This window comes from Agarivorans sp. 1_MG-2023, assembly GCF_030548385.1.
Lineage (GTDB): Bacteria > Pseudomonadota > Gammaproteobacteria > Enterobacterales > Celerinatantimonadaceae > Agarivorans.
The window spans coordinates 69,610-94,130 of record NZ_JAUOSJ010000012.1 but is presented as its reverse complement, the minus strand read 5'-3'; the positions used below and the strand labels follow the sequence as shown (position 1 = coordinate 94,130).

Genomic DNA, 24,521 nt, shown 5'->3' with positions numbered 1-24,521 from the left:
CCTGACTTGGCTAATATATAAGTTGTCTATGTGGTCAACTTTAAAGTTAAATTTTTTAATTGGTTTCAGTGTCGCTGCGATAGGCGTAGGTATCGGCAAAACGCGATAAAATCCAATCGCCGGCGCTAACCTCTGAGTACTTCGATGATTCACCCTCGGCTAAACAAGAGGCTAAGGTATTTACTGGTGTATCAAAATCGGGTTCTACAAAAAAAGGCATAGAGAAACGGGTAGTTTGCTCACTAGGGCTGGTGACCCGATGTGGTGTAGATTTGTACTTACCATTTGTCCAACGCTGCATTAAATCACCGATATTGACGACAAAACTGTTTGCTACTGGTGTGGCATCTAACCAATTGCCGCTTTTGTCCTGCACTTGCAAGCCCCCAATGTGATCTTGATAAAGCAAGGTGATGCAACCGTAGTCGGTATGTGCGCCAGCACCATTGCTGCTATTTTGCTGTGGCGGGTAATGAATCAGCCGTAACACACTAATAGGGCAGCTAAAGTTTTTACTAAAAAAGTCTTCCGCTTGGCCTAAAGCAATAGCCATTGCCTGTAGTATTTTGAGTCCAACCTGCAGGGTGAGTTCGTAATGCTGCAGCATTAGCTGAGCAAAGCCGTCAAGATTGGGGTACTGGTTGGGTCCGTACAGCAGTGAACATTTGGCCACTTGTGGGTGATAGGGGCTTAAATCCAAGGCCATGTCATAGGTTTCTTTAAAATCTTTCGGCCCTACGGGGTCTAATTGCTCGGCGCTAACTTGGCCCCAACCACGGTGATTAACCGAGCGTTGTATATCGATTTTGCTTTTTTCATCTTCGCTTAAGGCAAAAAACTGGGCGGCCATGCTTTGCACCGCTGCAAATTGCTCTGGTGGAATACCATGACCGGTCACGTAAAAGAAACCTTTGTCTCTACAAGCTGCATCTATCGCGTCCACCACTTCTTGCCAACTTTGGCTGTCTGCTTGGTTTAGTGCGGCAATGTCAATAATAGGTAAGGCTAAGGTCATGCTTGTATCTCTTAGTGAGCCCAGCTAAACGCTGGGCTTTTAAGTCAAATGCTACTTTGGAATGGTGGCGTCGATGCCTTCTACGTACCACATCACGCTAGCTAGCTCTTTGTCGTTTAGCGTTTTACCTGCCGGGATAACTTCCTTGCCTTGGTTGTCTTTCATCGGGCCAGTGAAAGGATGGAATTGGCCAGACTTAATTTTAGCTTCTGAACTGCTAATGGCGGTTTTTACCTCTTCGGGTAAGGCTGGGTTAACCGATACCACCTGTAGGATTTCTTCGGCAAAACCACCCCAATAATCTTCTGGCTTCCAAGAACCTGCCATCACTTCTTCTACAGTACGAATATAATGTGGTGCCCACACATCTCGAATTGAGAACATATGTGCGGTAGGAGCAAAGTGACTCATGTCAGAGGCTTGGCCAATGCCCATCATGTCGCGTTTTTCTGCTGCGATAAGTGGCGCGGGGCTGTCGGTGTGTTGCAAAACAATGTCTACACCTTGGTCCATTAAGGCATTGGCAGCGTCGGCTTCTTTACCGGGGTCGTACCAGGTATTTACCCAAACAATTTTAATTTGTACGTCTGGGTTAACACTTTTAGCACCAAGATATACCGCGTTAATATCGCGAATGACTTCTGGAATAGGGAAGGAGGCAATGTAACCAATAACGTTAGTTTTGGTGGTCATGCCTGCTGCTACCCCCGATACATAACGTCCTTCATAGGTACGAAGTATGTAGGTAGAGACATTTTTGCTGCGCTTGTAGCCAGTGGCGTGTTCAAAACGTACTTTAGGAAAACGCTTAGCCGCTTTAATAGTGGGGTTCATAAATCCAAACGAGGTAGTAAAAATCACATCGTGGCCCGATTTCGCCAGCTGAGTAATCACTCGCTCGGCATCTGCACCTTCTGGTACATTTTCTACAAAAGTGGTGCTTACTTTGCCGCCAAAGTGTTGCTCCATCTCGATACGACCTTGATCGTGCTCGTAACTCCAACCATGATCACCTACTGGGCCAACGTAGACAAAACCTACTTTTAGCGGCTCGTCTGCTGCCATGCTAGCGGGGGCAAGTAAACTGCTTACAGCAAACGCCGCTGCGCTTATCCATTTATTTAGTTTCATTAAGAACTCCGTTTCTATTTCGGCGGTGAGGTGTTGATTAGTGATAGCAAAAAGCTGGCCACTTGGTCATGTTTTTTGATTTAAGTCAAAAAAGCCCATTTGCACAAGCTTTGTTGAGATTACTGGTAATAATTGTTACAGGGCTAGTGGCTGTTGATTGTTAAATAGTGGTGCAGCGTTTGATTGAAAACGCACCACGCTTAGGCATTCAGTACCGTTTAGCTTTTACCAAGCATAGTTGATGTAGCCAAAATGTTGCGGCTGTGATTTATAGGAATAAAAAGGAGAGGGGAACTAGCCGCTGGCTTGATGCCGCGGCTAGTGGTTTTGCTTTATTTTACGCTTTATTCTACAAAGCGTATTAGTTGATTAGCTTGACTACCACACTGCCACTGCTGAATAGCAGCAGCTTTGTTAGCGCTGGCATTTTTTACATCAATACAGGCGTTAGATTTTTTAGCGCGCAGTTCAAACCAGCCATTTTGCTTGTCTACTAACTTCCAAGCTTGGTTGGGGTTATTTGCTCCACAATTGTATTGCTGAATTGCCGCGCCATTGGCTTGACTACCATTGGTTAAGTCCACACACTTTTCGCTTACTTGTGCTTCAATCGCAAACCAATTATCACCTAAGTCGGTAAACATAAAACGCTGGTTAGTATTTTGAGTATTACAGTCCCATTGGTGGTATTGGCTGCCATTTTCAGTTCTACCGTTGGCTACGTCCATGCACTTATAGCTGTGTTTAAACTGTAGGTTAGTCCAAGACCTTGGTGGGGTAATGCCTTCTGCAACAACGCTTAAGTTGTTTATTTGGTCGCTAGCTATATTACTTTGCCATTCGGTACCTACTGGTCGAATGCTGTTTTTAAGCGTGTAACCGTTTGACGCTACAGGTATGTCATCTAATTCAAGATTTAGCTGAGCAATGCCTTCGCCTGCCTCTACCGTAGTGGTAGCTTGGGTCAGCCATTGATCGTTTAACCACAGCTCTACAACTATATCGCGCTGTTCAGTGGCGCTATATTCAACATCAAATTGCTGTTGCTGAGCGTGCGCTAACATTTTCTCGGTTACGAGCAATTTAGTGCTGTCTTCGCTAGGAAGAGCATTAACAATAGTAATGTTAGTGATTTGCTCAAAATCGATGTTTTGTTGCCACGAAGCACCAACCGGGCGAATAGACCCTTTAAGGATGTAGGTGGTGCTACCTACCACAGGTGCAGTGCCTAGTTTAACGGTAACGCTCGCTCGGCCGTCACCCGGTTTCACCGTGGTTTTGCCGGCTGCTAGCCAATTGTCATCGTTCCAAATTTCAACGACTAGGTCGCGCTCTATCATTGCTGAATAATCTAGTTCAACGGTGTATTGCAAGGCGCTAGTTAACTCACTGAAGCTGTCTACAAATACCAGTTGATCGAAGCCCGCGCCATTATCATCTTCAATACTAATGTCGTTGATCTGGCTTTGTTGAATAATGCTGGCAACGTCGCCGCCTTGTGGGCGGATATTGGTTTTGAGTATGTAATCTTCTTCGCCTGCTTGAGTCGGCGTATTTAAGCTGATCTCGAAGGTTTTACTGCCTTTACCTGCGGCTACATTTTGGGTTTGTCCTGCTAGGTAGGTTTGGCCATTCCACAGCGATACCACAAGATCACGGCTCATAGAGGCTTCATAGTTCACCGTTACGGCGTAATTGCTACCAGGTGCAAGGCTGATGATTTGTTCTGCAAAGCTAATTTTGTCTTCGTTTGAGGTGGCATTGCTTTGGTTGTGAACCTCTAAAACTACCGAGCTAACACGGCCGTCAGAGTCTGGGAAGGTAAGGCTAATGGTGTTATTTTTTGCTAACAGTTGATTGCTTACAGGTATGCGTAATGTACCAAAAAAGTCATCTCGCGAGCTTTGGTCGCCACCTTTCCAGTTACTGGGTACCGAAACTGCGGTGCCATTTACTTTCACAATTGGCTGTTTTGATTTGTTGTGTTTACGGCCAATACTCACTTTAAGTATCGAATCGCCATTCGCTAAATCAACATTGTTAATGCCAAAGTTAAGCGCTTGATTAGCTGTAATTTTTTGCAGGTTAGTACTGCTGTAATAATTGTTTACCTTAACGGTATTATTTAACTCAAGGTTGCCGTTGAAGCGATAAGCCAATACTACGGTTTCACCAGGAATTAAATCTACAGAATTAGGTGTGTTAATGCTGGCTTGGTCTTGGTAAATAGGGGCTTTGTTGGTATAAATCTTTAGGGACTTTTTACTCACATTGGCAATACTGCCAAAGCTATTTACAAAATCTAAGTTCACTTGTTGATTGCTTTCAGACAAGCTATTTAGCGCTACGTAAGCGGTGTCACCATCAACAAAAGCATGTACTTGTACATCTTCATAATCAGAGAGTGTTTTTACCCGTAGGCCTTTTACTTCAGACCATAACTGGTAGAAGTGGATCCGCGGTGTCCAAAAGAACTTGGTGGGTTTGCCATTCACAATACTGGTGGGATCGGGGCGTGATACTACGGCTCCGTATGGTTCCCAGTTATTGGCAGCGTTATAGTGCCAAGCGGCTTTACCGGTAATAAACGGAATAGACGTAAGCAAACGGTCTTGGCGGTCTATTAGTTGAAATAACATGTTGTTAATGGAGCGAACCGACTGCACGCTGGCAATGTCGCTGTAACTATCGCCATAGCCTTTTTCAATTCCACCGTATTCGGTAATGGCTAGGGGTTTAACTTGGTCCCACTTGTGGTAACTGTAGCTTTCAACTAAATCTAAGATTGCGTCTAAGTTACTGCCAGAGCGCTGGCTATTTGCTCCGGTTACGTTAACTCCATCGTATAAATGCACCGAAAACGCATCCATGTATGGACCTGCGCTATCCATAAACATCTTCATACGTGTATCAAAGTGTTTAAAGTCCCATAATTCCATGGATGGCCACGCACCGGCATAACCAATTAATTGGGTATTGATGTTTTCTTGGTCAAACTTTTTGCCAATTTGCTTAAATAGCTCGGTAATTTTGCTACGCGCTAAATCGTCATCTATGCCAAATTCACCGGCATGTACAAAGGGTTCGTTGATTGGCTCATAGAAAATAGGGCGCGTGCTGTCGTCAAAGTAATATTTGAAGTAGTTGGCGGCCCATTCTGCGGCTTTTACCGGATCTTGGTTAGCTGCGAACGCATTGCGAGGGTGATCGGTAACGATGTAACGATCTGAAAAGTAGGCATAGTTTCTATGGTTCTTAGTGTTAGCCACATTTTTTGCGCCGTTGGTTTTGGCGGTGGCTTCATTAGGGTAAGAATCGTGCCCTTTGTGCGCTGAGAAGGGGCTCCAAAAGCCGCGACCAAAGCCTGCGTTTAGCTCGTTGGTGAGGTAATCCAATTCGTCACTGGTGACTTGGTTTTCTGAGTGGGTAGTATGTAGATTAAAGTACTTCTCTCGGTCTAACTTAGACACGCCACCAATAAACTTTTGGGTGCTTAAATCAATCGTAACGGTGGGTGCTGCATAAGACCCGCTGCTGACTAACAAGCTAAACGTCGCTCCGATCAGTGCCGAGGCAGTTGATAATCGCATTTGTATCTCCATGATAGTGTTTTAAAAAACATGTGGCATGGGTGTTAGTTAAATGCCTTGTTATAAGCCTGAGTCTTAGCGACTCAAGTTTGGCTACAACAAATCTAGTTTGCGCAAGGTAACACTCATATCATCCTGATATTGCTAAGCTTTGTCCCTGTATCTTATTACTTGCTTGGATTACTTTTATTGGGGGGCGAACTTAAACCAGTTATGGCTGGGCAAGATACTAGAACAGGCTTAATTGATATTTAAATTAAGAATTGAGTTTGTCACTAAGCTGTGAGGTATATCACGCAAAATTCTTGGTTTTAGTGCTTACGTGTCGTTAATGAAAGACAGTTATCTGACTGTTATTTATAGTTTTTTAATGCTTGTTTATGATTAGCACTTTTAGTGACTCTAGGAATGGTAAACAGCAGAAAAACGGTTAAAGCTACCGGTTTAAACAAATCGCTTATTAGGCTTTTGGGAGTGACACCAAGTGGTGCATGGTTTGAGAAATTCGCACCATGATCACGCTTGCTACAGATGTTTTTGCTGGCACATTTTACTCGGCATTGTTTTCTCCCTTCGCGCTCTAAACCTTTGATACAGGCGGCTTGTAGAACTCCTGAATGTTACAAAAAGGTAAACTGGCAAGTTTATTGCGTTATTAAGCTGACTGAGTGGTCAGGTTGGGCGGCGATAGCCGAACGCTAATGAACGGAGCCAAAGATGAAAACCGAAGCATCGCAGGAACTCATTTACACGCTAGACGAGCAGCCCAAAGCGGCCGAAGCTTTTTTTGCAGGATTACAGCATGTGTTGGCTTGTTTTGTTGGAGTGATTACCCCAACACTGATTATTGGTGGCGTACTAGGTCTAGGTGAACACATCCCTTATTTGATTAGCATGGCCTTGATTGTATCGGGTGTAGGCACCTTTATTCAGGCGAAGAAAATTGGCCCAATAGGCGCAGGCATGATTTGTGTCCAGGGTACTAGTTTTGCTTTTTTAGGCTCGGTATTAGCGGCCGGGTTTATTGCTAAAAGCCAAGGAGGCGGGCCAGAAGAAATGCTATCGCTTATATTTGGCGTATGTTTTTTAGGTGCCTTTATCGAGATATTTCTTTCTCAGTGTTTAGTGGCGATGAAGCGCATTATTACACCGCTGGTGACCGGTATTGTTATCACTATTATTGGGATCTCACTGATTAAAGTGGGCATGACAGATTTGGCGGGTGGTTTTAACGCGCCTGACTTTGGGAGCTTACCAAACCTCGGTTTAGGATTTTTTGTTTTAGCGGTCATTATCGCTTTGAACCGTTCGTCGAATCCTTGGTTACGTTTGTCATCAATTGTGATTGGTTTGGCTGTGGGTATGTTGATTGCGGCAGTGATGGGCAAGTTGGACTTTTCAGCAGTGGGCACTCAACCTTGGGTGAGCATTGCTATGCCGTTTAAATATGGTTTTAGCTTTGATTGGGTGGCTTTTTTACCGGTTGCACTCATTTACTTCATCACCGCCATTGAATCTGCCGGAGATATCACCGCCAACTGCGCGATATCGCAGCAGCCAATTAAAGGCGACGCTTATTTAAAACGTATTCGTGGCGGCGTATTGGCTGATGGAGTTAACTCTTTGTTAGCGGCAACATTTAACACCTTTCCCAATACTACTTTTAGTCAGAACAACGGAGTGATTCAACTAACTGGCGTGGCTAGCCGTTATATTGGTTACTACATTGCGGCCATTTTGGTGGTGCTGGGTTTGTTCCCAGTATTGGGTGCGGTGCTACAACAGATCCCTAAACCCGTGTTAGGCGGAGCAACCCTTGTTATGTTTGGTACGGTTGCTGCTGCGGGGATAAAAATCATCGCCAGTGAGGCACTTAATCGCCGTAAGTTACTCATAATGGCGGTGTCTTTTGGGGTAGGGTTAGGTGTGACCATGGTGCCTGATTTACTGCAACACGCGCCTAAACTGGCTCAAAATGTTTTTGGTTCTGCGGTGACTTCGGGCGGCTTAATTGCTATTGCACTAAGTTTATTGCTACCCGAGGAACAGGTCGAATCGTCAAGTTCGGTGGAGACTTCTGCCCGCGATTCGTCTGGTTAAAGTTTGTTCATTAGCTAGCTTGAATAAACGGCGAGCTTTTGGCAGAATGACGGCAGGTGCTAAAGGGGCGCCTGCCCGCCAAGAGGAACTCACCCTTAAGTACGCTAAGTTTAGCGACCTATCATTACGACACTGTATGTCATTCTGAATATTGTTTTGCGGGGAACAACATAAGTATTTAGGAACATAGAGATGTTATCTGCTATTGAAGAACTTAAGATCCGCAGTAAAATTTTGCTTAAACAGCGTCATACTGCCGACTCTCCGTTACCCGCCTTAGCCAAAGGCAAATCACCACAACTTAAACACGCTTTGTTGTATGTAGCACGCCAAGCGGGATTTAACGATTGGCAACACGCCCAAGCGGTATTGTCCTGTGAGCAAAGCGAGCCTAAACAACAAGATAGTGGCAAGTTTTGGTATTCCAATGCTTGCATGGCGTTGCTTAACCACTGGTGTGCTAGCTACCAAGAAGCTCTAGCACTGCAGACTAAAAGGGGCGGGGTAATACTGCCTTACAAAAGCCAGTTTGTGGTGGCCGACGGGGTGTATTTGCAAGCACTGGGTTTAGCTGCCAACGACCCACTATGGGAAGGTCTTAACTATGATTGGTGCCAAGGTTCGCAAGCCGTTCGACAAGAATTAGCCTATAAGCGTTTGTTAGCAATGCAAACTGCCCGTTATAAAGTGTGTTAAAACGTCAGTGATCCTTAAAACTAAAAGAGGTGAGTGTTGCTCGCCTCTACTGCTGCTTTTTGTCAGTATGTATAAATAGTTTTAAATCGCGCTTTTGTATTGGCCGTTTGACTAAACAATGCCAAGGTGTTGCAAATGTGATTATTTATCAAACCTATCTCAAGGCATTTTAATGCAGACGATTATCGAGTTAGTAAAACAAGATCTTCTTCGAATACAGGCGCTTGAACACGTTCGAGCCTTAACCTTGCCCGATTGCTATATTGCCGCTGGATTTGTTCGAAACTTAGTGTGGGACCATTTGCATAACAAGGTAGTACCTACCAAGCTAAACGATGTAGATGTGATCTATTTTGATAGCAGCGAAACTGACCCTGACAAATATTTGGCCTATGAGAAAGTGCTTAGCAGCGCAATGCCTAGTTTAAATTGGCAAGTACGTAATCAAGCCATCATGCATAAACGCAATGGCGACCCGCAATACCTGAACTCTTTAGATGCAATGCGTTATTGGCCTGAGAAAGAAACCGCGGTGGCAATTCGCTTGCTGGATAAGCATCGCTTCGAGTGTATTACTGCATTTGGTTTTGACTCTTTGTTTCGGGCACAAATAAGCTATAACCCTAAGCGGCAGAGAGCGGTATTTGAGCAGCGAGTAAACGCAAAAGGCTGGTTAATAACATGGCCAAATTTAAAGCCTACTTTTTAACATGGAAATTTCGGAGGTTAAGAGCTCACTAATGACAGCATTATGGCTCTATTATTCTTTTGGCTAAAGCGGGGAGTTAATCATCATGGATGAAAACAAAGAGGTTTGGCGGAAGTATTATCAAAAATCATTGACTAAGAAACATGCTCCCAGAACAGAATTAGCGATAAGGTTAAATCAAACGAGTCATCATATAGCAATTGATTGCGGCTGTGGAACAGGTGCTGATATCGTTTTTCTAGCGAAAAAGGGTTATCAAGTTCATGGCTTTGATAACAATGGTGAAGCGGTGGCAATTTGTTGTGAGCGGTTTTCTAGTGATCCACTTATAGACATATCTGAATCTAGCTTTGAAAGCTACGACTACCCTCGGTGCGGTTTAATTGTTGCCAATGCTAGCTTATTCTTTGCTACACCAACCCAATTTATAGAGACTTGGCACACTTTGACTAGCAGTTTGGTTAAAGGAGGCGTATTTGCTGGGGATTTTATGGGAGTGAATGATAGTTGGAACAATGAGTACAGAAATGACATTAACGCTTTTACTCGTCAGCAGGTGCTAGATCTATTTAGTGGCTTTAATGTGATTGAGCTTGTAGAGCGTGATGAGGACGGCACGACAGCGATAGGTAAAGTAAAGCGCTGGCATACCTTTTCTGTACTCGCGGTTAAAGCTGATAGCTAAAACCGTAGATAAGGCAATAGGAAAGTGCCCAGTTCGGCTTGAACTCCAGGATATTCCCGCAGCGAGTAAACGCAAAAGGCTGGTTAATCACATGGCCAAATCTACAGCTTATTTATGAGTAAAAGCAGATAAGTTGATACGAGCGTTCCACTTCTTCACACGCTAAGTCTAGGACATTGAAAGAGCAGGTTATTCTAGCTATTGCTCTTACTGGATTTTTACTTGATGCTAATGATTCACTTGTTAATCTACAGGCTTAAACAAGTCTTTTACTGTGTTACTAAACTGACTCTTAGTGCGCTTAACAAGAACGCGCTAGTTATGTAGGATACATAATGGCTGAATTTGTAATGAATGCGGGTGGGGAGCGGTTTCGTTTCGCCAGCTTAAAAGAGTTAATGGCGAAGGCTTCACCCTTGCGCAGCGGTGACCAATTAGCGGGTTTAGCCGCATTAAGTGACCATCAGCGAGTGGCGGCGCAAATGGCCTTAGCCGAACTGCCTTTAAGCCATTTTCTTAATGAAGCTTTAATTCCTTACGAACAAGATGAAGTAACGCGACTGATTGTTGATAGTCATGATGCTCAAGCCTTTAAGGCTATTGCTCATCTGAACGTGGGCGATTTGCGTAATTACCTGCTAAATGAGCAGGTCGGCGCGGCGGAGCTGGCAGCCTTAGCACCCGCGTTTACGCCTGAAATGTTGGCTGCAGTTAGCAAGTTGATGCGTATTCAAGATCTGATTTTGGTTGCCAGCAAGTGTGAAGTGGTTACCGCATTTCGTAATACCTTGGGGTTAAGCGGAACCTTGTCGACGCGTTTACAGCCTAATCATCCTACCGACGACCCCGCTGGTGTGGCGGCGAGCATTTTAGATGGCTTATTGTATGCCAATGGTGATGCGGTGATTGGTATTAATCCCGCTACCGATAATTTGCAGGCTGTTTCCACCTTAATGAAGATGCTGGATGAAGTGATTCAGCATTATCAAATTCCCACCCAAAGTTGCGTGCTTAGCCACGTAACTACCCACTTAGAAGCGATCAGCTTAGGCGCACCAGTAGATTTGGTGTTTCAATCTATTGCGGGTACCGAGCAAGCTAATCAAGGTTTTGGTATTAATTTAGCGTTGTTAGATGAAGCCTACAGTGCAGCGCTATCACTCAAGCGTGGCACTAAAGGCAACAACGTGATGTATTTTGAAACCGGGCAGGGCAGTGCGCTTAGTTCAAACAGTCATCATGGGGTTGACCAGCAAACCTGCGAAGCCAGAGCCTATGCGGTAGCGCGACGCTATAAGCCCTTATTGGTTAATACTGTGGTGGGTTTTATTGGCCCTGAATATTTGTATAACGGTAAGCAGATTATTAGAGCCGGTTTAGAAGATCATTTTTGTGGCAAGTTAATGGGCTTACCTATGGGCTGCGACATTTGTTACACCAACCATGCTGACGCCGACCAAGATGACATGGACATGTTATTGGTGCAGTTAGTCAGTGCTGGGGTTAACTTTATAATGGGCATTCCTGGCTCAGATGACATTATGTTGAACTATCAAACCACCTCTTTTCATGATGCCTTATTTGCTCGGCAGATTTCTGGGAAAAAACCTGCGCCAGAGTTTGAGGCTTGGTTACAACAGCAACAGATTACTGATGACCGTGGCCAATTAGCGCTTAAGCAGCAGTTGCCAAAAGCCTTTGATGTGGTGAGTAAGGAGTTGCACAAGTGAGCGATGACAAATCTAATTCATTGGTGACTAAACCTGCGCTCGCAGAGTTGGTGATTGAGAATCCTTGGCAATCATTAAAAACACACACCGATGCGAGAATTGCCTTAGGCAGAGCGGGTTCTAGCTTACCCACCAAAGCACATTTGGCTTTTCAATTAGCTCATGCGCAAGCGCGAGACGCTGTATTAATGCCTTTGGGTTATCAACAGCTAGCCGAGGAGCTAACCCGTTTTGAATTAGGTGTTAAACACCTCAGCTCGCAAGCCTGTGATAGAGCTACGTACTTACAACGTCCCGATTTAGGCCGGTTGCTTGATGAGCCATCGAAGCAAACCTTAGCGAATGACCTCGCTAGTTACGATATTGTGCTGGTGCTGACCGAAGGACTATCTTCTGCCGCAATTAGAGAAAATGCCAGCTCAATGTTAGCGGCTTTGCTGCCTAAGGTGGTTGGCTTAGGTTTATCTATCGCGCCTTTGATAATTGTTGAGCAAGGCCGAGTAGCTGTAGGTGATGATGTAGCTCACGCCTTGGGCGCAAAAATGGTCGCCATATTAGTGGGTGAGCGACCGGGTTTAAGCTCGCCCGATAGCTTGGGCATCTATTTTACCTATCAGGCTTATCCTGGCATTGAAGAAGCCAAACGCAACTGTTTATCTAACATTCGCTCGGCAGGCATGTCGGTTGACGACGCGGCATTTCGCTTAGCCTATTTAATTGAGCAAGCTAATCAGTTGGGGTACTCAGGCGTAGAGCTGAAGGACAAAACTAAAAGCAGTAATGCCAAGGTTGGTCAAAACTTTTTGCTTCCTTAGGCAAAGTGACAATAGAATTGTCGACCTTAGAGAGTAAGTTCTCATTAGTGACCCTAAAGAGGCTATGTTTAGGGTAATGACTATCGATAATGGGGGGCTCAATGCCGCAACCCATTATCGATAAAAGAGGTGAAGGATTAACGGAACTGAGGCATAAAGTCTAAATTTTCGTCAATCGTTTCATTTAACGCTTCTTCTAAAATGCTGCCTGTTGTGACTAATGGATTCAGAATTAGCGCTCGGTGGGCGATATTACGATCACCTGTTACTGCCGCTTCAACGGTTAGTGTTTCAAAATCTTTCATCATTTGAATAAGGCGTAATGTATCTGAAGGGAACGGTGAAACGTTTAGTGGTACGGGGCCAGAGCGAGTAATCATACTACTTACTTCAACCGCACAATCATCTGGCAGACCAGCTATAGTGCCATTGTTGCGTGTATTAACGTGCATGATGGTACGTTTGTCGTTGTAAATTGAGCTCATTAGCTCACAAGCTGCTTCTGAGTAATATTGACCGCCTCGTTTCTCTAGCTCTTTAGGTTTCTCGCTAAGAGCTGGATTACGATAGATATCGAACAGGCGTTCTTCCATTGCTTTAACTACTTCACCGCGGGTGCCCTCGCCATTCGCCTCTACAATTTCTTGCTGCATGATATCTTGGCTAGTGTAGTAATAACGCAAGTAAGCACATGGAATCATGCCCATGTTACGCAGTAACTGTTCGGGCCAATCAAATGCCGGTATGTTTGCAGGAACCAGCGTATCGTTGCCTGACAGCATCTCATCAACGATGTCTTCGAGTTTGTCTTGACCGTTAATAAGTACTTGTCGAGCAAAAATGAAGTGGTTTAATCCCGCAACTTGTAAAACAAAGTCTTGCTCGTTTACATCAAGCATTTTGGCAATGCCTTTTTGCATGATAACCGGCACATTACATAAGCCGACTGCTTTCACCTTAGTATGTTTTAGAATGGCTTCGGTCACCATGCCTGACGGATTGGTAAAATTGAGTAACCAAGCATCTGGACACAACTCTTCCATTTCATGGGCAATTTCAAGTGCGATAGGGATAGTACGGCAAGCATTAGCAAAACCACCAAGACCGTTGGTTTCTTGACCAATCATGCCGTATTTTAGAGAAATACGTTCATCGCGAATACGACCTTCGAGACAACCCGCGCGGAACTGAGAGCAAACAAAATCAGCATCTTTTAAGGCTTCTTTACGATCCAGCGTGACATGCACATTTATGTGTTCCAAATTGTTTTTAGCGAGCATACGGCGCGTTAGATCACCGATAATGTTGACCTTGTCGTGGCCTTCTTCGATGTCTACCAGCCAAAGTTGACCGATAGGAAGTTCGCTGCTGCGATGAATTAGGCCTTCAATAAGCTCTGGAGTGTAACTAGAACCAGCACCAATAATGGTGATTTTAAGTTGGTTTTTCATATGAGGCTTCTCTATACGGATTAATTGAGTTAATTAAAGGTCTTTCCATTAAGGGCGACAAACTAAAATTAATGTTATATACATTAGCTACGCTAATTCATAAGCATAATGTTTAGTTTAATGGACAAAAAACAACAGCAACTCACCAACATGCACACATTCAGTGTGGCGGCTAAGTTTTTAAGCTTTACCAAAGCGGCGGAAGAGTTGTTTATTTCTCAGGGGGCGGTAAGTCAACGAATCAAGCAGTTAGAGCTGCAACTCGGCTTTATGTTGTTTGTAAGGCTGACAAGGCGTTTAAAACTCACCGTAGAAGGAGAGCGCTTACTACAAGCGCTTAATCAATCTTTTGACCTGATTTTTTCTGAGATAGACGATATTAGGTTCAAGGAGTTAAGGGGAGAGTTGTATCTTGGCGTTGCGCCGACATTTGCGCAAAGCTGGTTGTTAAAGCGTTTACCTGAATTTCAAGCGATGTACCCCAATTTGAATATCAAGCTAAGAGTGAAGGCTAGTCCGTTAAATTTTCAACATGAACCAGTGGATTTGGCTATCTATTATAGCGAAAGGCACCACGCTGAGTTTTTCAGCCAAAAGCTATTTGATGAATACATTACTCCAGTTTGTTCGCCTAGTTATTATGAGAATCAATTGAATACTGTTGATAACAAAGGTGAGCCGCTTGAAAGTAACCTGCTGTTAGCTGAAAATTTTAGTGACCTGACTTTAATCCATTGTTCTGAATCGCTTGAATCGAACCAACCTCAACATGAATGGAAGTTATGGCTTGAAAAGCAAAGTGATGAGCAAGTGAAACGATTAGTGCTTCCTGAGGCTAGCATGATAGTTAACCATGCCGACATGGCAAATTCAGCCGCGAGTTACTCAATGGGCATGGCGATGGGAAGAATTGCGCTAATAGAAGAAAAGTTGCAGACGAAAGCGCTAATCGCGCCTTTTGAAAGCGTATCTTCAGGACGTGCTTACCATTTAATTTGCCCTCAAGGGCAGCAAACAAGGCCAAGAAATAAGGCTTTTATTGATTGGTTGATGGCCTGCTTAGCTAAGGCATAAGCCATCAACTACTACAATACTTGGTCAAACTGGCTAACGGCTTAATATCTCGTAGCCATCAACAAAGGTGTTGTAAAACTGAGCCATTACTTGTTTACAGTGATTAGAGCAGTAAGTGTTGGTTGACGGAAATGTTTAGAAGGTTGCGATAGCTTAAGTAGCTAAGGCTTTAAACATAATTAAACAATCCACTAAGCCTTGTTCGCTGTGTTGATAACCATTGGGAATGATGCCGATAACATCGAATCCCAGCTTTTTCCATAGAGCAATGGCCGCCTCATTGGTAGAGACTACCGAGTTAAATTGCATGGCGCTAAAACCGAGTTGTAATGCCTGCTGTTGAGAGTGCAAGCAAAGCTGCCGAGCAATACCTTTGCCGCGCGCCGCTTCACTGACCATATAGCCGCAATTACAAACATGGCTGCCAGGGCCCATCGCATTGGCTTTTAGGTAGTAACTCCCCAATATTTCGTCATTTTCTTCATATACAAAACACTTAGCTGGCAATACACACCAAAGCTCATAGGCTGATCAAAGGCGTAAGTCTGTTGGGCGCGAATCACCGCCTCGAAGCTCGGCCAGAAGGCGCTAAAATCCGCTTGGGTCATGGCTCTTATCATTTGAGTCTTCCTTTGGTATTCGCCGCTTCGCTTTGAGGAGTGCAGAGAGTTATGTGTTTACACTAACTGTTTTTGTTGGCTGGCAAAAGCCACAAAACTGTCGCTCATGGTCATGCCTAGGTCTTGATGATCCCAGCTATCGAGCAAGGCATGATAACCTTCTTTCCCCGCTAAGGTGTAAGCCGAAGAGACCCCTCGGTAGTTCTTATTTAGCTCAAGCGCCTGCCACATATCGCCGCAGCGTAGTTCTACCTTGCTTACACGTTTGCCTGCAGGTTTATCACCTTGGTAGTGGTAACGCAGTTTGTAAAAGTAGGGGAAGCTGCCGTCTCCAGTGCCTATAAAGCCATTGTTAGTGGCGTTATCTATAGAGCTTTCAATAACTTGCAATAATTGTTTACCTGATACTAGATAGCTAACAATGGCAATTTCAAAGGGTAATAAACGGCCGCATATTTCCGCTTTAGTAAGCGGGCCCGCTTTTAAGGACACACGCACACCGCCGGCGTTATGTAAGGCAAAATCGGTGGGCTGTTTGGCGTTAGCGGCTTGATAAAAACCTTGGCATACCAGTGGTGATACTTCACTGCCCTCGGGTAACAGGCTGGTGGGCATTCTAGAGTGCAATAATGGCTTGCTCAATGTGGTCACAACTTGGCGGCGCATTTCGTCAATCACCGGGCGATATTCTTGGTTGATGATCTTGGCCATTTGCTGATCATCCGGGTAGTGGCTCACTAAGGAACTACCCGCCAAATAATCGGCAATTTGAGTACGTATTTCGGGTGATACTGGCTGACCATTTTGCGAAGCTTGCCACTCATCATCGATAAGAAAACTTACGCCGCCATCTACCGAAATAACCTTACCTTCGCTATCAAATCCTAAGCGTTCTAGGCCGATAGATTCAGCATGTTTACCTGCTTGCAGAATGAGGCAGCCATGATACCAGTGCTGGCTTTGTTGAGTACTTTCAATACCAATTTCAGAGAAATCACCGGTTAATGTGTGTGAGTGGCCACCAACGATCAGGCTTATGCCAGATACGGCCTGCGCTAAGGCTAAATCTCCGCTATGGCCTAAATGGCTTAATACCAAGATGTGTTTTATGCCTTGTTGTTGCAAATGGTCAACGGTGGCTTGGGTAGTCGTAATGGCGTTTAAAAAGTGGCAATCGGCATCGGGGCAACCAATGTTATGCATCAGGTCGTGGGTAATACCAATAATCGCCAGTTGTTTATCGCCTAATGGCTTAAGTAGGTACTCAGCTATTTGTTGCTGATTGTCGTAGCGATAGAGGTTTTTATGGGGCGCTAAAGGTTGCGGTTTCTGTTGATCTTCTTGGCTTAAATCCATGTTGCCAGCAAGCAAGGCGAACTTAGCTTGATCAACAAATTGTGATACTGGCGCATTACCAAGATCAAACTCATGGTTGCCAATGGTCATGGCGTCAGGCATAAGCAAGTTAAGTAAACGGGCGTTAGCTAAGCCTTTGAATTGGCTAAAATACAAACTGCCTTGAAAGCTGTCACCTGCATGTAGCAATATACTAGGTACCTGCTGTTGTTTCGCTATTTTCCGCTGTTCGGCTACTGCACTAGCAATACGCGCATAACCTCCGCATTGCGCATCGATTTGGTAGCGTTGTCCATGTAAGTTGATGTGAAAATGGACTAAAGAAGACTCAAAATGGGAGTGGGTATCGTTGATATGAGCCAAGTAAAGCGAATAAGTCATAGAGTCTCCAACAAGCGGGAAGGCATGATACGCCAATTTATTACTTCGCTTGAACCATTCAGTGATATTTATTTTTTTACTGGCGCTGTTAGTCACCAAAAGAACAAAGCCTCTAATAATTAGAGGCTTTGAATTAGCTGGATACTAAAGCGTTAATGGCGTCTAGAATCAAAAGGTTTGGCCAAGCTCATGGGGGCTGCCAGCTTTTGGCGAATGGGGTTCGAGCTGATAATCACCATTACTATAATCGTGGCTACATAAGGCATCATTGCTAGCAAGTTGGGTGAAATGGTAAAACCGATACCTTGCATCACTAAGTGCAAGATAGACGCAACACCAAACAAGTAGGCGCCAACCATTAAGTAACCCACGCGCCATGAGGCAAACACAACTAAAGATAAAGCAATCCAGCCGCGGCCTGCGGTCATGTTTTCCATCCACATTGGGGTGTAAGAAAGAGACATATAAGCGCCAGCTAAACCGGCAAATGCACCACCAATAAGTACCGCGATATAGCGAACTTTAATCACTTTAATGCCTAAAGCGTTGGCCGAGTAGGGGTTTTCGCCTACCGCTCGTAAGGTTAAGCCTGCACGTGTTTTGTTTACCACCCACCAGCATATTGCTACCAATACAAAGCTGCCATAAACCAGTATGTCGTGGTTAAACAGCAATGGGCCAACAAAAGGAATGTCGCTCAGCAAAGGGATCGCAATGGGTTTAAATCCATTAACGGTAGAGCCCACTAAGCTTGCGCCCAAAAAGGCACTTAAGCCTGAACCAAAAATGGTTAATGCTAAGCCAGTGGCGACTTGGTTGGTATTTAAGTTAAGTGATAGTAGCGCGAAAATACCCGCCATCATCATGCCTGCCACCATGGCAAGCAACAAACCTAAGGCTAAATTGCCACTAAAATAAGCCCCCGCAAACCCAGCCATAGCACCCATTAACATCATGCCCTCTTGGCCTAAATTAAGTACTCCGGATTTTTCGCAAATTAGTTCGCCCAAGGCTACGAGCAATAACGGTGTGCCGGTTTTGATGGCCGCCACTAAAATTTGTTGAAACAGTTCCATGTCCATTAAGCGGCTCCTTGCTTAGTGCTAACTGGGGCAGTTTGAGAGTTTGATTTATTGGGCTGCCAGATGATTTTGTAGTGAATGAGAAAGTCACACGCGAGCAAGAAAAACAGTAATATTCCTTGGAATAGGCCAGTAATTGCCGTGGGCATGCCCAACTCTATTTGGGCTAAATCGCTGCCCATGTACAAGGTACCCATGAAAAAGGCCGCGAAGATAATGCCAAAGGGATTAAGCCTGCCAAGGTAAGCCACAATAATGGCCGCATAGCCATAGCCGGGAGATACTTGCGGTATGAGCTGACCAATGGGGCCGGTCACTTCTGCCACGCCAGCAAAGCCAGCCAGCGCACCAGCACTCAGCATAACGCTCCAAATAATAAATTTACTGCTGTAACCGGCGTATCGCGCGGCCGGTTGGTCTGAGCCAAATACGCGCAGCTGAAATCCCGGTAAGGTGCGGTACAAAATAATCCCCGAACCAATGGCAAAAATAACCGCTAATACAATGCTAATGGAAGCGCGGCCATCTTCCATTATGGTGGGGAGCAATACCGCGTCGGCAAATATGGCTGACTCTGGAAATCCAAAGCCTTCAGGGTCAATAAGTGGGCCGTGTACTCCCCATAGCAGCAAATACAAACCAATGTAATTAAGCATAATGGTGGTAAGAATAAGGTTGGTGTGAAACAGCTGATGCAGCAGGGTAGGTATAGCTGCCCATAACATGCCGGCCACCGCGCCGGCGAGTAGCGTAATGGCTAACCAGCCATAACCTGAATCATCATTGGCTTGCAGCGCAAAATATGATCCCACCAATGCGCCAACTAGCAATTGTCCTTCGGCACCAATATTCCAAATGTTCGCTTTGTAACACAGCGCTAATCCGGTGGCACACAATAACAAAGGCGTGGTTTTAACCATTAATTCGCCTAAGTTATAGCTGTCGCTAAGCGGATAGATAATGAACACCCTAAAAGCAGTGGCGGGGTTAATGTCTAAGGCCAAAAACATAATGCTCGATACCAGCATAGTGAGCACAATCGCAATCAGTGGTGATAGCCAAGACATCAGTTTGGAAGACTCTAAGCGTGCTTGAGTTTTAAGCATGTTTTAGTTCCTCCTGCGGCTTATCTTCATTCATGAAGCTGCCAGCAATCCATTTACCTACCTCTTCAATGTTGGTTTGTTCGGTGTGTACCGCATGTGATAACTGCCCTTCGTATAGGGCGGCAATGCGGTCTGAAATCATGAATAGTTCATCAATATCTTCCGATACCACTAAAATGGCAGCGCCGTTATCACGCAGCTCAATGAGTTGGCGATGAATGGAACTGGCTGCGCCTATATCTACCCCCCAAGTAGGGTGAGCACAAATCAGTACTTCTGGGTTTTGATCCACTTCGCGACCAATAATAAACTTCTGTAGATTACCGCCCGATAAGCTCTTAGCTTGCGCGTGGGCGTTGTGACATTTCACGTCGTTGCGGTGAATAATCGACTTGGCTAACTCAACCACTTTATGCGGCAAAATGAGACCACGACTCACCAAGCCCTTGCGTGCGCTAGTCAGCAAGGTGTTGTCGGCTAGGCTCATGTCTGGCACTGCGCCTTGGCCTAGGCGATCGGCGGGCACGTAACTCATGCCCAGTAAGCGCCGTTCACCAGCATTTAGCTTGGCCACTTTGCGCCCATTTATTAGTATGCTGCCGGCCTCTGCTCGAGTATCTTCGCCACTTAAGGCTTCTAATAAATCTTCTTGGCCATTACCGGCTACGCCAGCAATGCCGAGTATTTCGCCCTTATGCAGGCTAAGGTTTACCTTTGTGAGTCCAGTACCAAAAGGATTAGTAGGCGGTAGGCTTAAATCTCGGGTGACTAGCAGCTCGTTTGAGCCAATGGTTTTATGGTAGCGCTCTGACAACACGGCTTCACTGCCAACCATCATTCTGGCGATAGAATCTGGCGTTTCATTAGCGGGTACACATTCACCGCTCACTTTACCGCCGCGCAATATTACAGCCCGGTCGCACAATGCAGTGACTTCTTTCAGTTTGTGGCTAATAAATAAAATGCTGCAGCCTTCACTGGCTAGAGTGCGCAATACTTTAAATAAACCGGCGACTTCTTGCGGGGTGAGAACCGAAGTCGGCTCATCAAGAATCAGCAGTTTAACGTTTTGAATTAAACAGCGAAGTATCTCTAAACGTTGGCGCTCGCCAATGCTTAAGTTATGTACGTAGCGGTCTGGGTCTACTTTCAGCTCGTAGGCTGCGCTGAGTTCAATTATTTTAGCGCGCAAAGTGGCTGCGTCTTTCACAAAGCCTGCATCAAGGCTGAGCTCTATGTTCTCTTGCACGGTGAGGGTTTCAAATACCGAGAAGTGTTGAAACACCATACCAATGCCCATGCTTCGTGCCATATTGGGCGAGCGGATCACTACTTCCTTTCCTTGCCAAAGTAGGCTGCCTTCGTCTGCCTGTACGACGCCGTAAATCATTTTTACTAGGGTAGATTTTCCTGCACCGTTCTCTCCAAGTAAGGCCAGTATTTCCCCTTTGGCTAGCGTTAAGCTCACTTTGTCGTTGGCCACTACGCCGGGATAGCGCTTAGACACTTGCCATAACGACAACAAGAGATTGTCTTGTTTCATTTTGAGTCCATTCTTGTTTTTCTATCGATCGGTAAGCCATTTGCATTGCATAAATCTGACCAAGTGTTCAACTTCACTATTGTAGCTAATAAGTTGCAATTGTTTGTTTTTTGTTGTGCTTAGTTGGTGCGAAGTATGGCAATAAATGGCGCTTTATGGTGCGTTGATGGCTTTTTTTAGCAAACTGCAGTTTGCACTAGTGATTTATAAGTTAATCATTAATAATGCTTTCGTAAATAATATGACGCTTAAAAAGGTGGAACAAGGAGAGTGACTCAGCATGGCTAAAGCTACGGCAACCCAAAGTGGCGCAATTAGAAAAAAGAATGAAAAGGTCATCTTAAAAGCGGCGACCAATGAGTTCGTGAAACACGGTTATCAAGGCACTTCATTGCAAGCCATTGCCGATAGAGCTGAGCTGCCAAAAGCCAATATTCTCTACTACTTTAAATCTAAGCAGGGTTTGTATCGCGCCTTGTTAGAAGACATTCTTGCCATGTGGAATGACGCATTTGAACATACCACCGCCGATGATGACCCGGCCGTGGCTATTAGTGCTTATATTCGCTCCAAAATGCGTTACAGCCGCAGCCACCCTAAAAGCTCACGTATATTTGCCATGGAAATTATCCAAGGTGCGCCTAATCTAAAAGACAATTTGCAGTTTCCCGTTATTGAATGGAGTAAGCAAAAATGCAGCTTGATTCAAACTTGGATAGACCAAGGAAAAATTCAGCCCATTGAACCGATTTATCTATTATTTTTGATTTGGGGAGCGACGCAGTTTTACGCGGATTTTGATACAGAAGTACGAATGATTCACGGTAAAGCCTTAAGCGTTGAAGAGTTTAGCCAAGCCGAACAAAACTTAGTGGATATAATTCTCCGTGGTATTGGTTTAACGCCATAAATTCATTTTCTTGAGCGTTTGGTCAGCTTTTTGCTTATCCTTTTAGCTATATGCTTAAAAGGATAAGAGTTGCCAAATGCTTGCAAACAACCCATCAGCCAGTAAAACTCTGTGGATAAAGAATCCCTTAGCTGTTTTTAGTGGGGCATTAAATGGCCCTAACGCCGAGCGTGACTTAGCCGGTGGCATAGTGATTCTAGGTAGCCAAATTATTGAATGTGTGGCTGCCGGCAAACAGCCCACTGTTACCGTAGACCAACAACTAGACGCCAGCGACATGGTGTTGCTACCTGGCCTTATTAATACTCATCATCATTTTTATCAAACACTGACCCGTTGTTTACCCGCCGCCATTAACCAGCCTTTATTCCCATGGCTTAAAACCTTGTACCCCATTTGGAGTGGTTTAACACCCAAGCATATTGAGCTAGCCACTGAAATAGCCTGTTGGGAACTGATGCTAAGTGGCGCGACTACGGTGGCCGATCATCACTATGTTTTTAATCACGCCCTTAGTGAAGCAATAGACATACAAGCGGAGGTAGTGGGGCGCTTAGGTGTGCGCGCTACGCTAACGCGCGGCAGTATGAGTTTGTCGCAAAAAGATGGCGGCCTTCCGCCTGACAGCGTGGTACAAACCGAGCAGCAAATCCTCGACGATAGCCTACGTTTAATAAAGCGTTATCACGATGCCAGCAACGGTAGCATGCTGAACTTGGCGTTAGCGCCATGCTCGCCGTTTTCGGTTACCGAGGCATTAATGTGTGAAACCGCCCGCTTAGCTAAGCAGCAAGGTGTGCGTTTACATACTCACTTGGGCGAAACTATTGATGAGAACGACTTTTGCGTAGAAAAGCTGGGCATGCGGCCAGTAGATTACTTAGAGCATTGTGGCTGGATGGGCCCACAGACATGGCTTGCTCACGGCATTCATTTTGATGAGCGCGAGATACAGCGCTTAGGTGCCGCCCAGGTTGGTATTGCTCATTGTGCGACTTCTAACATGGTGTTGGCGTCGGGCATTTGTCCAACGCTAGAGCTAGAAGCCGCTGGCTGCAAGGTAGGTTTAGCGGTAGATGGTTCAGCTTCTAACGACAGCTCCAACATGATTCAAGAGTTACGTCATTCGCTTATGCAACAACGCTTACGTTATCGCGCCGACCAAATTACTCATCATCAAGTACTGAACTGGGCAACCCAAGGCAGTGCAGCGGTGTTAGGGCGCGATGATATCGGTGTATTAGCGCCAGGCAAACAAGCCGATATTGGTTTATATAAACTAGACGGGCTTAATTTTTCCGGGGCTCACGACCCACTAGCTGCGCTAATTCTCTGCGGCGCGAGCCAAGTGAGTAAGCTAATGGTGGCCGGTAAATGGCTTATTGAAGATGCCGAGGCCACTCGCGAACAACTCAATCAACTTAAAGCACAACATCACCAACTGGCCATTCAGCTGGTGGGTTAGGAAACAACATGACCTACAAAAACAACAAACCAATTGATTATCCTCGCGATCTTGTGGGCTACGGGCAACACCCGCCTCATGCCAATTGGCCGAACAAAGCTAAAATTGCGTTGCAGTTTGTGGTTAATTTTGAGGAAGGCGGAGAGAACTGTGTATTGCACGGCGATAGCCATTCAGAGCAGTTCTTATCGGAGATAGTTGGTGCAGCGGCGTATCCAGATCGCCATATGAGCATGGAGTCGATATACGAATATGGCAGCCGAGCTGGTTTTTGGCGCTTGCATCGTTTGTTTACTAGTCAGAATATTCCGGTAACGGTATTTGCTGTGGCCATGGCCTTGCAGCGCCAACCAGAAGCGGTGCAGGCAATGTTAGATGCCAACTGGGAGATAGCGAGTCACGGTTTGCGTTGGATCCACTATCAAGACTTTAGTGAGCAGCAAGAGCGTGAGCACTTAGAGCAAGCCATAGAGATTCATCAGCAAACAACCGGCAGCAAACCCAAAGGCTGGTATACCGGCCGCACCAGCCCACATACTCTTAAGTTGATTGCCGAGCGCGAAGATATTCTCTATTGCGCCGACAGCTATGCCGATGATTTGCCTTATTGGGACAACAACTACAGTAAACCCTTGTTAATGGTGCCCTATACCCTCGATACCAACGACATGCGCTTTGCTACGCCGCAAGGCTTTAACAGCGGCGAGCAGTTTTACCAATACTTAAAAGATGCTTTCGACGTGCTTTATTTCGAAGGTGAAACCGCCCCTAAAATGCTCAGCATAGGCTTGCACTGCAGAATAGTAGGGCGTCCAGCAAGGTTAGCTGCTCTGCAAAGGTTTTTACAATATACCCAGCAATTTGAAGGGGTGTGGTATGCCACAAGAGAGCAAATAGCAGAGCATTGGGTTAAAAGTCGTTAATACTAATGCCAAAGGGCTGCTCTAACTATCAATTGGCTCTTCAATGCTCAGGCGTTTTTGCGGTACCTTAACGCTAAATCAACTAAAAGTATCAAATGAAAAGCCCAAACAAAATGTAGTGTTTGGGCTTATTGTTCGA

At 45.2% G+C, this 24,521-nt stretch carries 19 protein-coding genes; 10 read left to right on the top strand and 9 right to left on the bottom strand.

What is annotated here, in order from left to right; all coding sequences use genetic code 11:
• Nucleotides 1-55: 55 nt before the first annotated feature.
• The 3 genes from Q4592_RS16750 to Q4592_RS16740 form a co-directional block, all read right to left on the bottom strand.
• Nucleotides 56-1,015 carry an isopenicillin N synthase family oxygenase gene (locus tag Q4592_RS16750; RefSeq protein ID WP_303515290.1) on the bottom strand — a complete coding sequence of 320 codons (960 nt, stop codon included), beginning with the start codon at nt 1,013-1,015 and terminating at the stop codon, nt 56-58.
• 51 nt (nt 1,016-1,066) lie between these two features.
• Nucleotides 1,067-2,146, bottom strand: a complete 1,080-nt coding sequence (locus Q4592_RS16745) for a BMP family ABC transporter substrate-binding protein (RefSeq protein WP_303515289.1) — start codon at nt 2,144-2,146, stop codon at nt 1,067-1,069.
• A 344-nt stretch (nt 2,147-2,490) separates the two neighbouring features.
• Complete coding sequence (locus tag Q4592_RS16740) at nt 2,491-5,736, bottom strand: RICIN domain-containing protein (protein WP_303515286.1); 3,246 nt, start codon at nt 5,734-5,736, stop codon at nt 2,491-2,493.
• Between the two features lie 717 nt (nt 5,737-6,453).
• Here Q4592_RS16740 and Q4592_RS16735 point away from each other — a divergent pair.
• From Q4592_RS16735 to eutC, 6 genes are all read left to right on the top strand, one after another.
• Nucleotides 6,454-7,836, top strand: coding sequence for a nucleobase:cation symporter-2 family protein (locus Q4592_RS16735; RefSeq protein WP_303515284.1), 1,383 nt, complete (start codon nt 6,454-6,456; stop codon nt 7,834-7,836).
• 192 nt (nt 7,837-8,028) lie between these two features.
• Complete coding sequence (locus Q4592_RS16730; RefSeq protein ID WP_303515281.1) at nt 8,029-8,532, top strand: hypothetical protein; 504 nt, start codon at nt 8,029-8,031, stop codon at nt 8,530-8,532.
• A 172-nt stretch (nt 8,533-8,704) separates the two neighbouring features.
• Nucleotides 8,705-9,241, top strand: coding sequence for a nucleotidyltransferase family protein (locus tag Q4592_RS16725; protein WP_303515278.1), 537 nt, complete (start codon nt 8,705-8,707; stop codon nt 9,239-9,241).
• Nucleotides 9,242-9,326: 85 nt separating this feature from the next.
• Nucleotides 9,327-9,926 (top strand): trans-aconitate 2-methyltransferase, encoded by a 600-nt coding sequence (locus Q4592_RS16720; RefSeq protein WP_303515275.1) that lies wholly within the window; start codon nt 9,327-9,329, stop codon nt 9,924-9,926.
• Between the two features lie 335 nt (nt 9,927-10,261).
• Entirely contained in the window at nt 10,262-11,656 is a 1,395-nt protein-coding gene (locus Q4592_RS16715; protein ID WP_303515272.1) for an ethanolamine ammonia-lyase subunit EutB, read from the top strand.
• Entirely contained in the window at nt 11,653-12,471 is an 819-nt protein-coding gene (gene eutC / locus Q4592_RS16710) for an ethanolamine ammonia-lyase subunit EutC (protein ID WP_303515269.1), read from the top strand. The genes Q4592_RS16715 and eutC overlap by 4 nt, the downstream gene beginning before the upstream one ends.
• A 137-nt stretch (nt 12,472-12,608) precedes the next feature.
• On the opposite strand, the gene Q4592_RS16705 is transcribed toward eutC, so the two are convergent.
• On the bottom strand, nt 12,609-13,922 hold the full coding sequence (locus tag Q4592_RS16705) for a 6-phospho-beta-glucosidase (RefSeq protein WP_303515267.1): 1,314 nt from the start codon (nt 13,920-13,922) through the stop codon (nt 12,609-12,611).
• 120 nt (nt 13,923-14,042) lie between these two features.
• Here Q4592_RS16705 and Q4592_RS16700 point away from each other — a divergent pair, with 120 nt between their 5' ends.
• Nucleotides 14,043-14,996 carry a LysR substrate-binding domain-containing protein gene (locus tag Q4592_RS16700; RefSeq protein WP_303515266.1) on the top strand — a complete coding sequence of 318 codons (954 nt, stop codon included), beginning with the start codon at nt 14,043-14,045 and terminating at the stop codon, nt 14,994-14,996.
• Nucleotides 14,997-15,149: 153 nt separating this feature from the next.
• Here Q4592_RS16700 and Q4592_RS16695 read toward each other — a convergent pair whose 3' ends face one another.
• The 5 genes from Q4592_RS16695 to Q4592_RS16675 form a co-directional block, all read right to left on the bottom strand.
• Nucleotides 15,150-15,503, bottom strand: coding sequence for an N-acetyltransferase family protein (locus tag Q4592_RS16695; protein WP_368509302.1), 354 nt, complete (start codon nt 15,501-15,503; stop codon nt 15,150-15,152).
• 170 nt (nt 15,504-15,673) lie between these two features.
• Nucleotides 15,674-17,353 (bottom strand): bifunctional UDP-sugar hydrolase/5'-nucleotidase, encoded by a 1,680-nt coding sequence (locus Q4592_RS16690; RefSeq protein ID WP_303515264.1) that lies wholly within the window; start codon nt 17,351-17,353, stop codon nt 15,674-15,676.
• A 152-nt stretch (nt 17,354-17,505) separates the two neighbouring features.
• Nucleotides 17,506-18,435, bottom strand: a complete 930-nt coding sequence (locus tag Q4592_RS16685; RefSeq protein WP_303515262.1) for an ABC transporter permease — start codon at nt 18,433-18,435, stop codon at nt 17,506-17,508.
• Nucleotides 18,435-19,541 carry an ABC transporter permease gene (locus Q4592_RS16680; RefSeq protein ID WP_303515259.1) on the bottom strand — a complete coding sequence of 369 codons (1,107 nt, stop codon included), beginning with the start codon at nt 19,539-19,541 and terminating at the stop codon, nt 18,435-18,437. The genes Q4592_RS16685 and Q4592_RS16680 overlap by 1 nt, the downstream gene beginning before the upstream one ends.
• On the bottom strand, nt 19,534-21,084 hold the full coding sequence (locus Q4592_RS16675) for an ABC transporter ATP-binding protein (RefSeq protein ID WP_303515257.1): 1,551 nt from the start codon (nt 21,082-21,084) through the stop codon (nt 19,534-19,536). Before Q4592_RS16675 ends, Q4592_RS16680 begins: the two co-directional genes overlap by 8 nt.
• A gap of 280 nt (nt 21,085-21,364) precedes the next feature.
• Between Q4592_RS16675 and Q4592_RS16670 the strand changes: the two genes are divergently transcribed.
• The 3 genes from Q4592_RS16670 to puuE all read left to right on the top strand — a co-directional run bounded on the left by Q4592_RS16670 (nt 21,365) and on the right by puuE (nt 24,382).
• Nucleotides 21,365-21,994, top strand: coding sequence for a TetR/AcrR family transcriptional regulator (locus Q4592_RS16670; RefSeq protein WP_303515254.1), 630 nt, complete (start codon nt 21,365-21,367; stop codon nt 21,992-21,994).
• A gap of 76 nt (nt 21,995-22,070) precedes the next feature.
• The gene (locus Q4592_RS16665) at nt 22,071-23,459 is read left to right on the top strand and encodes an 8-oxoguanine deaminase (RefSeq protein ID WP_303515251.1); all 1,389 of its coding nucleotides are present in this window, start codon (nt 22,071-22,073) and stop codon (nt 23,457-23,459) included.
• 8 nt (nt 23,460-23,467) lie between these two features.
• Nucleotides 23,468-24,382 carry an allantoinase PuuE gene (gene puuE / locus Q4592_RS16660; RefSeq protein ID WP_303515248.1) on the top strand — a complete coding sequence of 305 codons (915 nt, stop codon included), beginning with the start codon at nt 23,468-23,470 and terminating at the stop codon, nt 24,380-24,382.
• The last annotated feature ends 139 nt before the right edge of the window (nt 24,383-24,521 follow it).

Excerpts from the sequence above, each read along its gene's own strand:
- Q4592_RS16685 (WP_303515262.1), bottom strand. The coding sequence starts at position 18,435 with ATGGACATGGAACTGTTTCAACAAATTTTAGTGGCGGCCATCAAAACC.
- Q4592_RS16745 (WP_303515289.1), bottom strand. The coding sequence starts at position 2,146 with ATGAAACTAAATAAATGGATAAGCGCAGCGGCGTTTGCTGTAAGCAGT.
- Q4592_RS16715 (WP_303515272.1), top strand. The coding sequence starts at position 10,262 with ATGGCTGAATTTGTAATGAATGCGGGTGGGGAGCGGTTTCGTTTCGCC.
- puuE (WP_303515248.1), top strand. The coding sequence starts at position 23,468 with ATGACCTACAAAAACAACAAACCAATTGATTATCCTCGCGATCTTGTG.
- Q4592_RS16690 (WP_303515264.1), bottom strand. The coding sequence starts at position 17,353 with ATGACTTATTCGCTTTACTTGGCTCATATCAACGATACCCACTCCCAT.
- Q4592_RS16705 (WP_303515267.1), bottom strand. The coding sequence starts at position 13,922 with ATGAAAAACCAACTTAAAATCACCATTATTGGTGCTGGTTCTAGTTAC.
- Q4592_RS16675 (WP_303515257.1), bottom strand. The coding sequence starts at position 21,084 with ATGAAACAAGACAATCTCTTGTTGTCGTTATGGCAAGTGTCTAAGCGC.
- Q4592_RS16670 (WP_303515254.1), top strand. The coding sequence starts at position 21,365 with ATGGCTAAAGCTACGGCAACCCAAAGTGGCGCAATTAGAAAAAAGAAT.
- Q4592_RS16740 (WP_303515286.1), bottom strand. The coding sequence starts at position 5,736 with ATGCGATTATCAACTGCCTCGGCACTGATCGGAGCGACGTTTAGCTTG.
- Q4592_RS16665 (WP_303515251.1), top strand. The coding sequence starts at position 22,071 with ATGCTTGCAAACAACCCATCAGCCAGTAAAACTCTGTGGATAAAGAAT.
- Q4592_RS16730 (WP_303515281.1), top strand. The coding sequence starts at position 8,029 with ATGTTATCTGCTATTGAAGAACTTAAGATCCGCAGTAAAATTTTGCTT.
- Q4592_RS16735 (WP_303515284.1), top strand. The coding sequence starts at position 6,454 with ATGAAAACCGAAGCATCGCAGGAACTCATTTACACGCTAGACGAGCAG.
- Q4592_RS16700 (WP_303515266.1), top strand. The coding sequence starts at position 14,043 with ATGGACAAAAAACAACAGCAACTCACCAACATGCACACATTCAGTGTG.
- Q4592_RS16725 (WP_303515278.1), top strand. The coding sequence starts at position 8,705 with ATGCAGACGATTATCGAGTTAGTAAAACAAGATCTTCTTCGAATACAG.
- Q4592_RS16720 (WP_303515275.1), top strand. The coding sequence starts at position 9,327 with ATGGATGAAAACAAAGAGGTTTGGCGGAAGTATTATCAAAAATCATTG.
- Q4592_RS16680 (WP_303515259.1), bottom strand. The coding sequence starts at position 19,541 with ATGCTTAAAACTCAAGCACGCTTAGAGTCTTCCAAACTGATGTCTTGG.
- Q4592_RS16750 (WP_303515290.1), bottom strand. The coding sequence starts at position 1,015 with ATGACCTTAGCCTTACCTATTATTGACATTGCCGCACTAAACCAAGCA.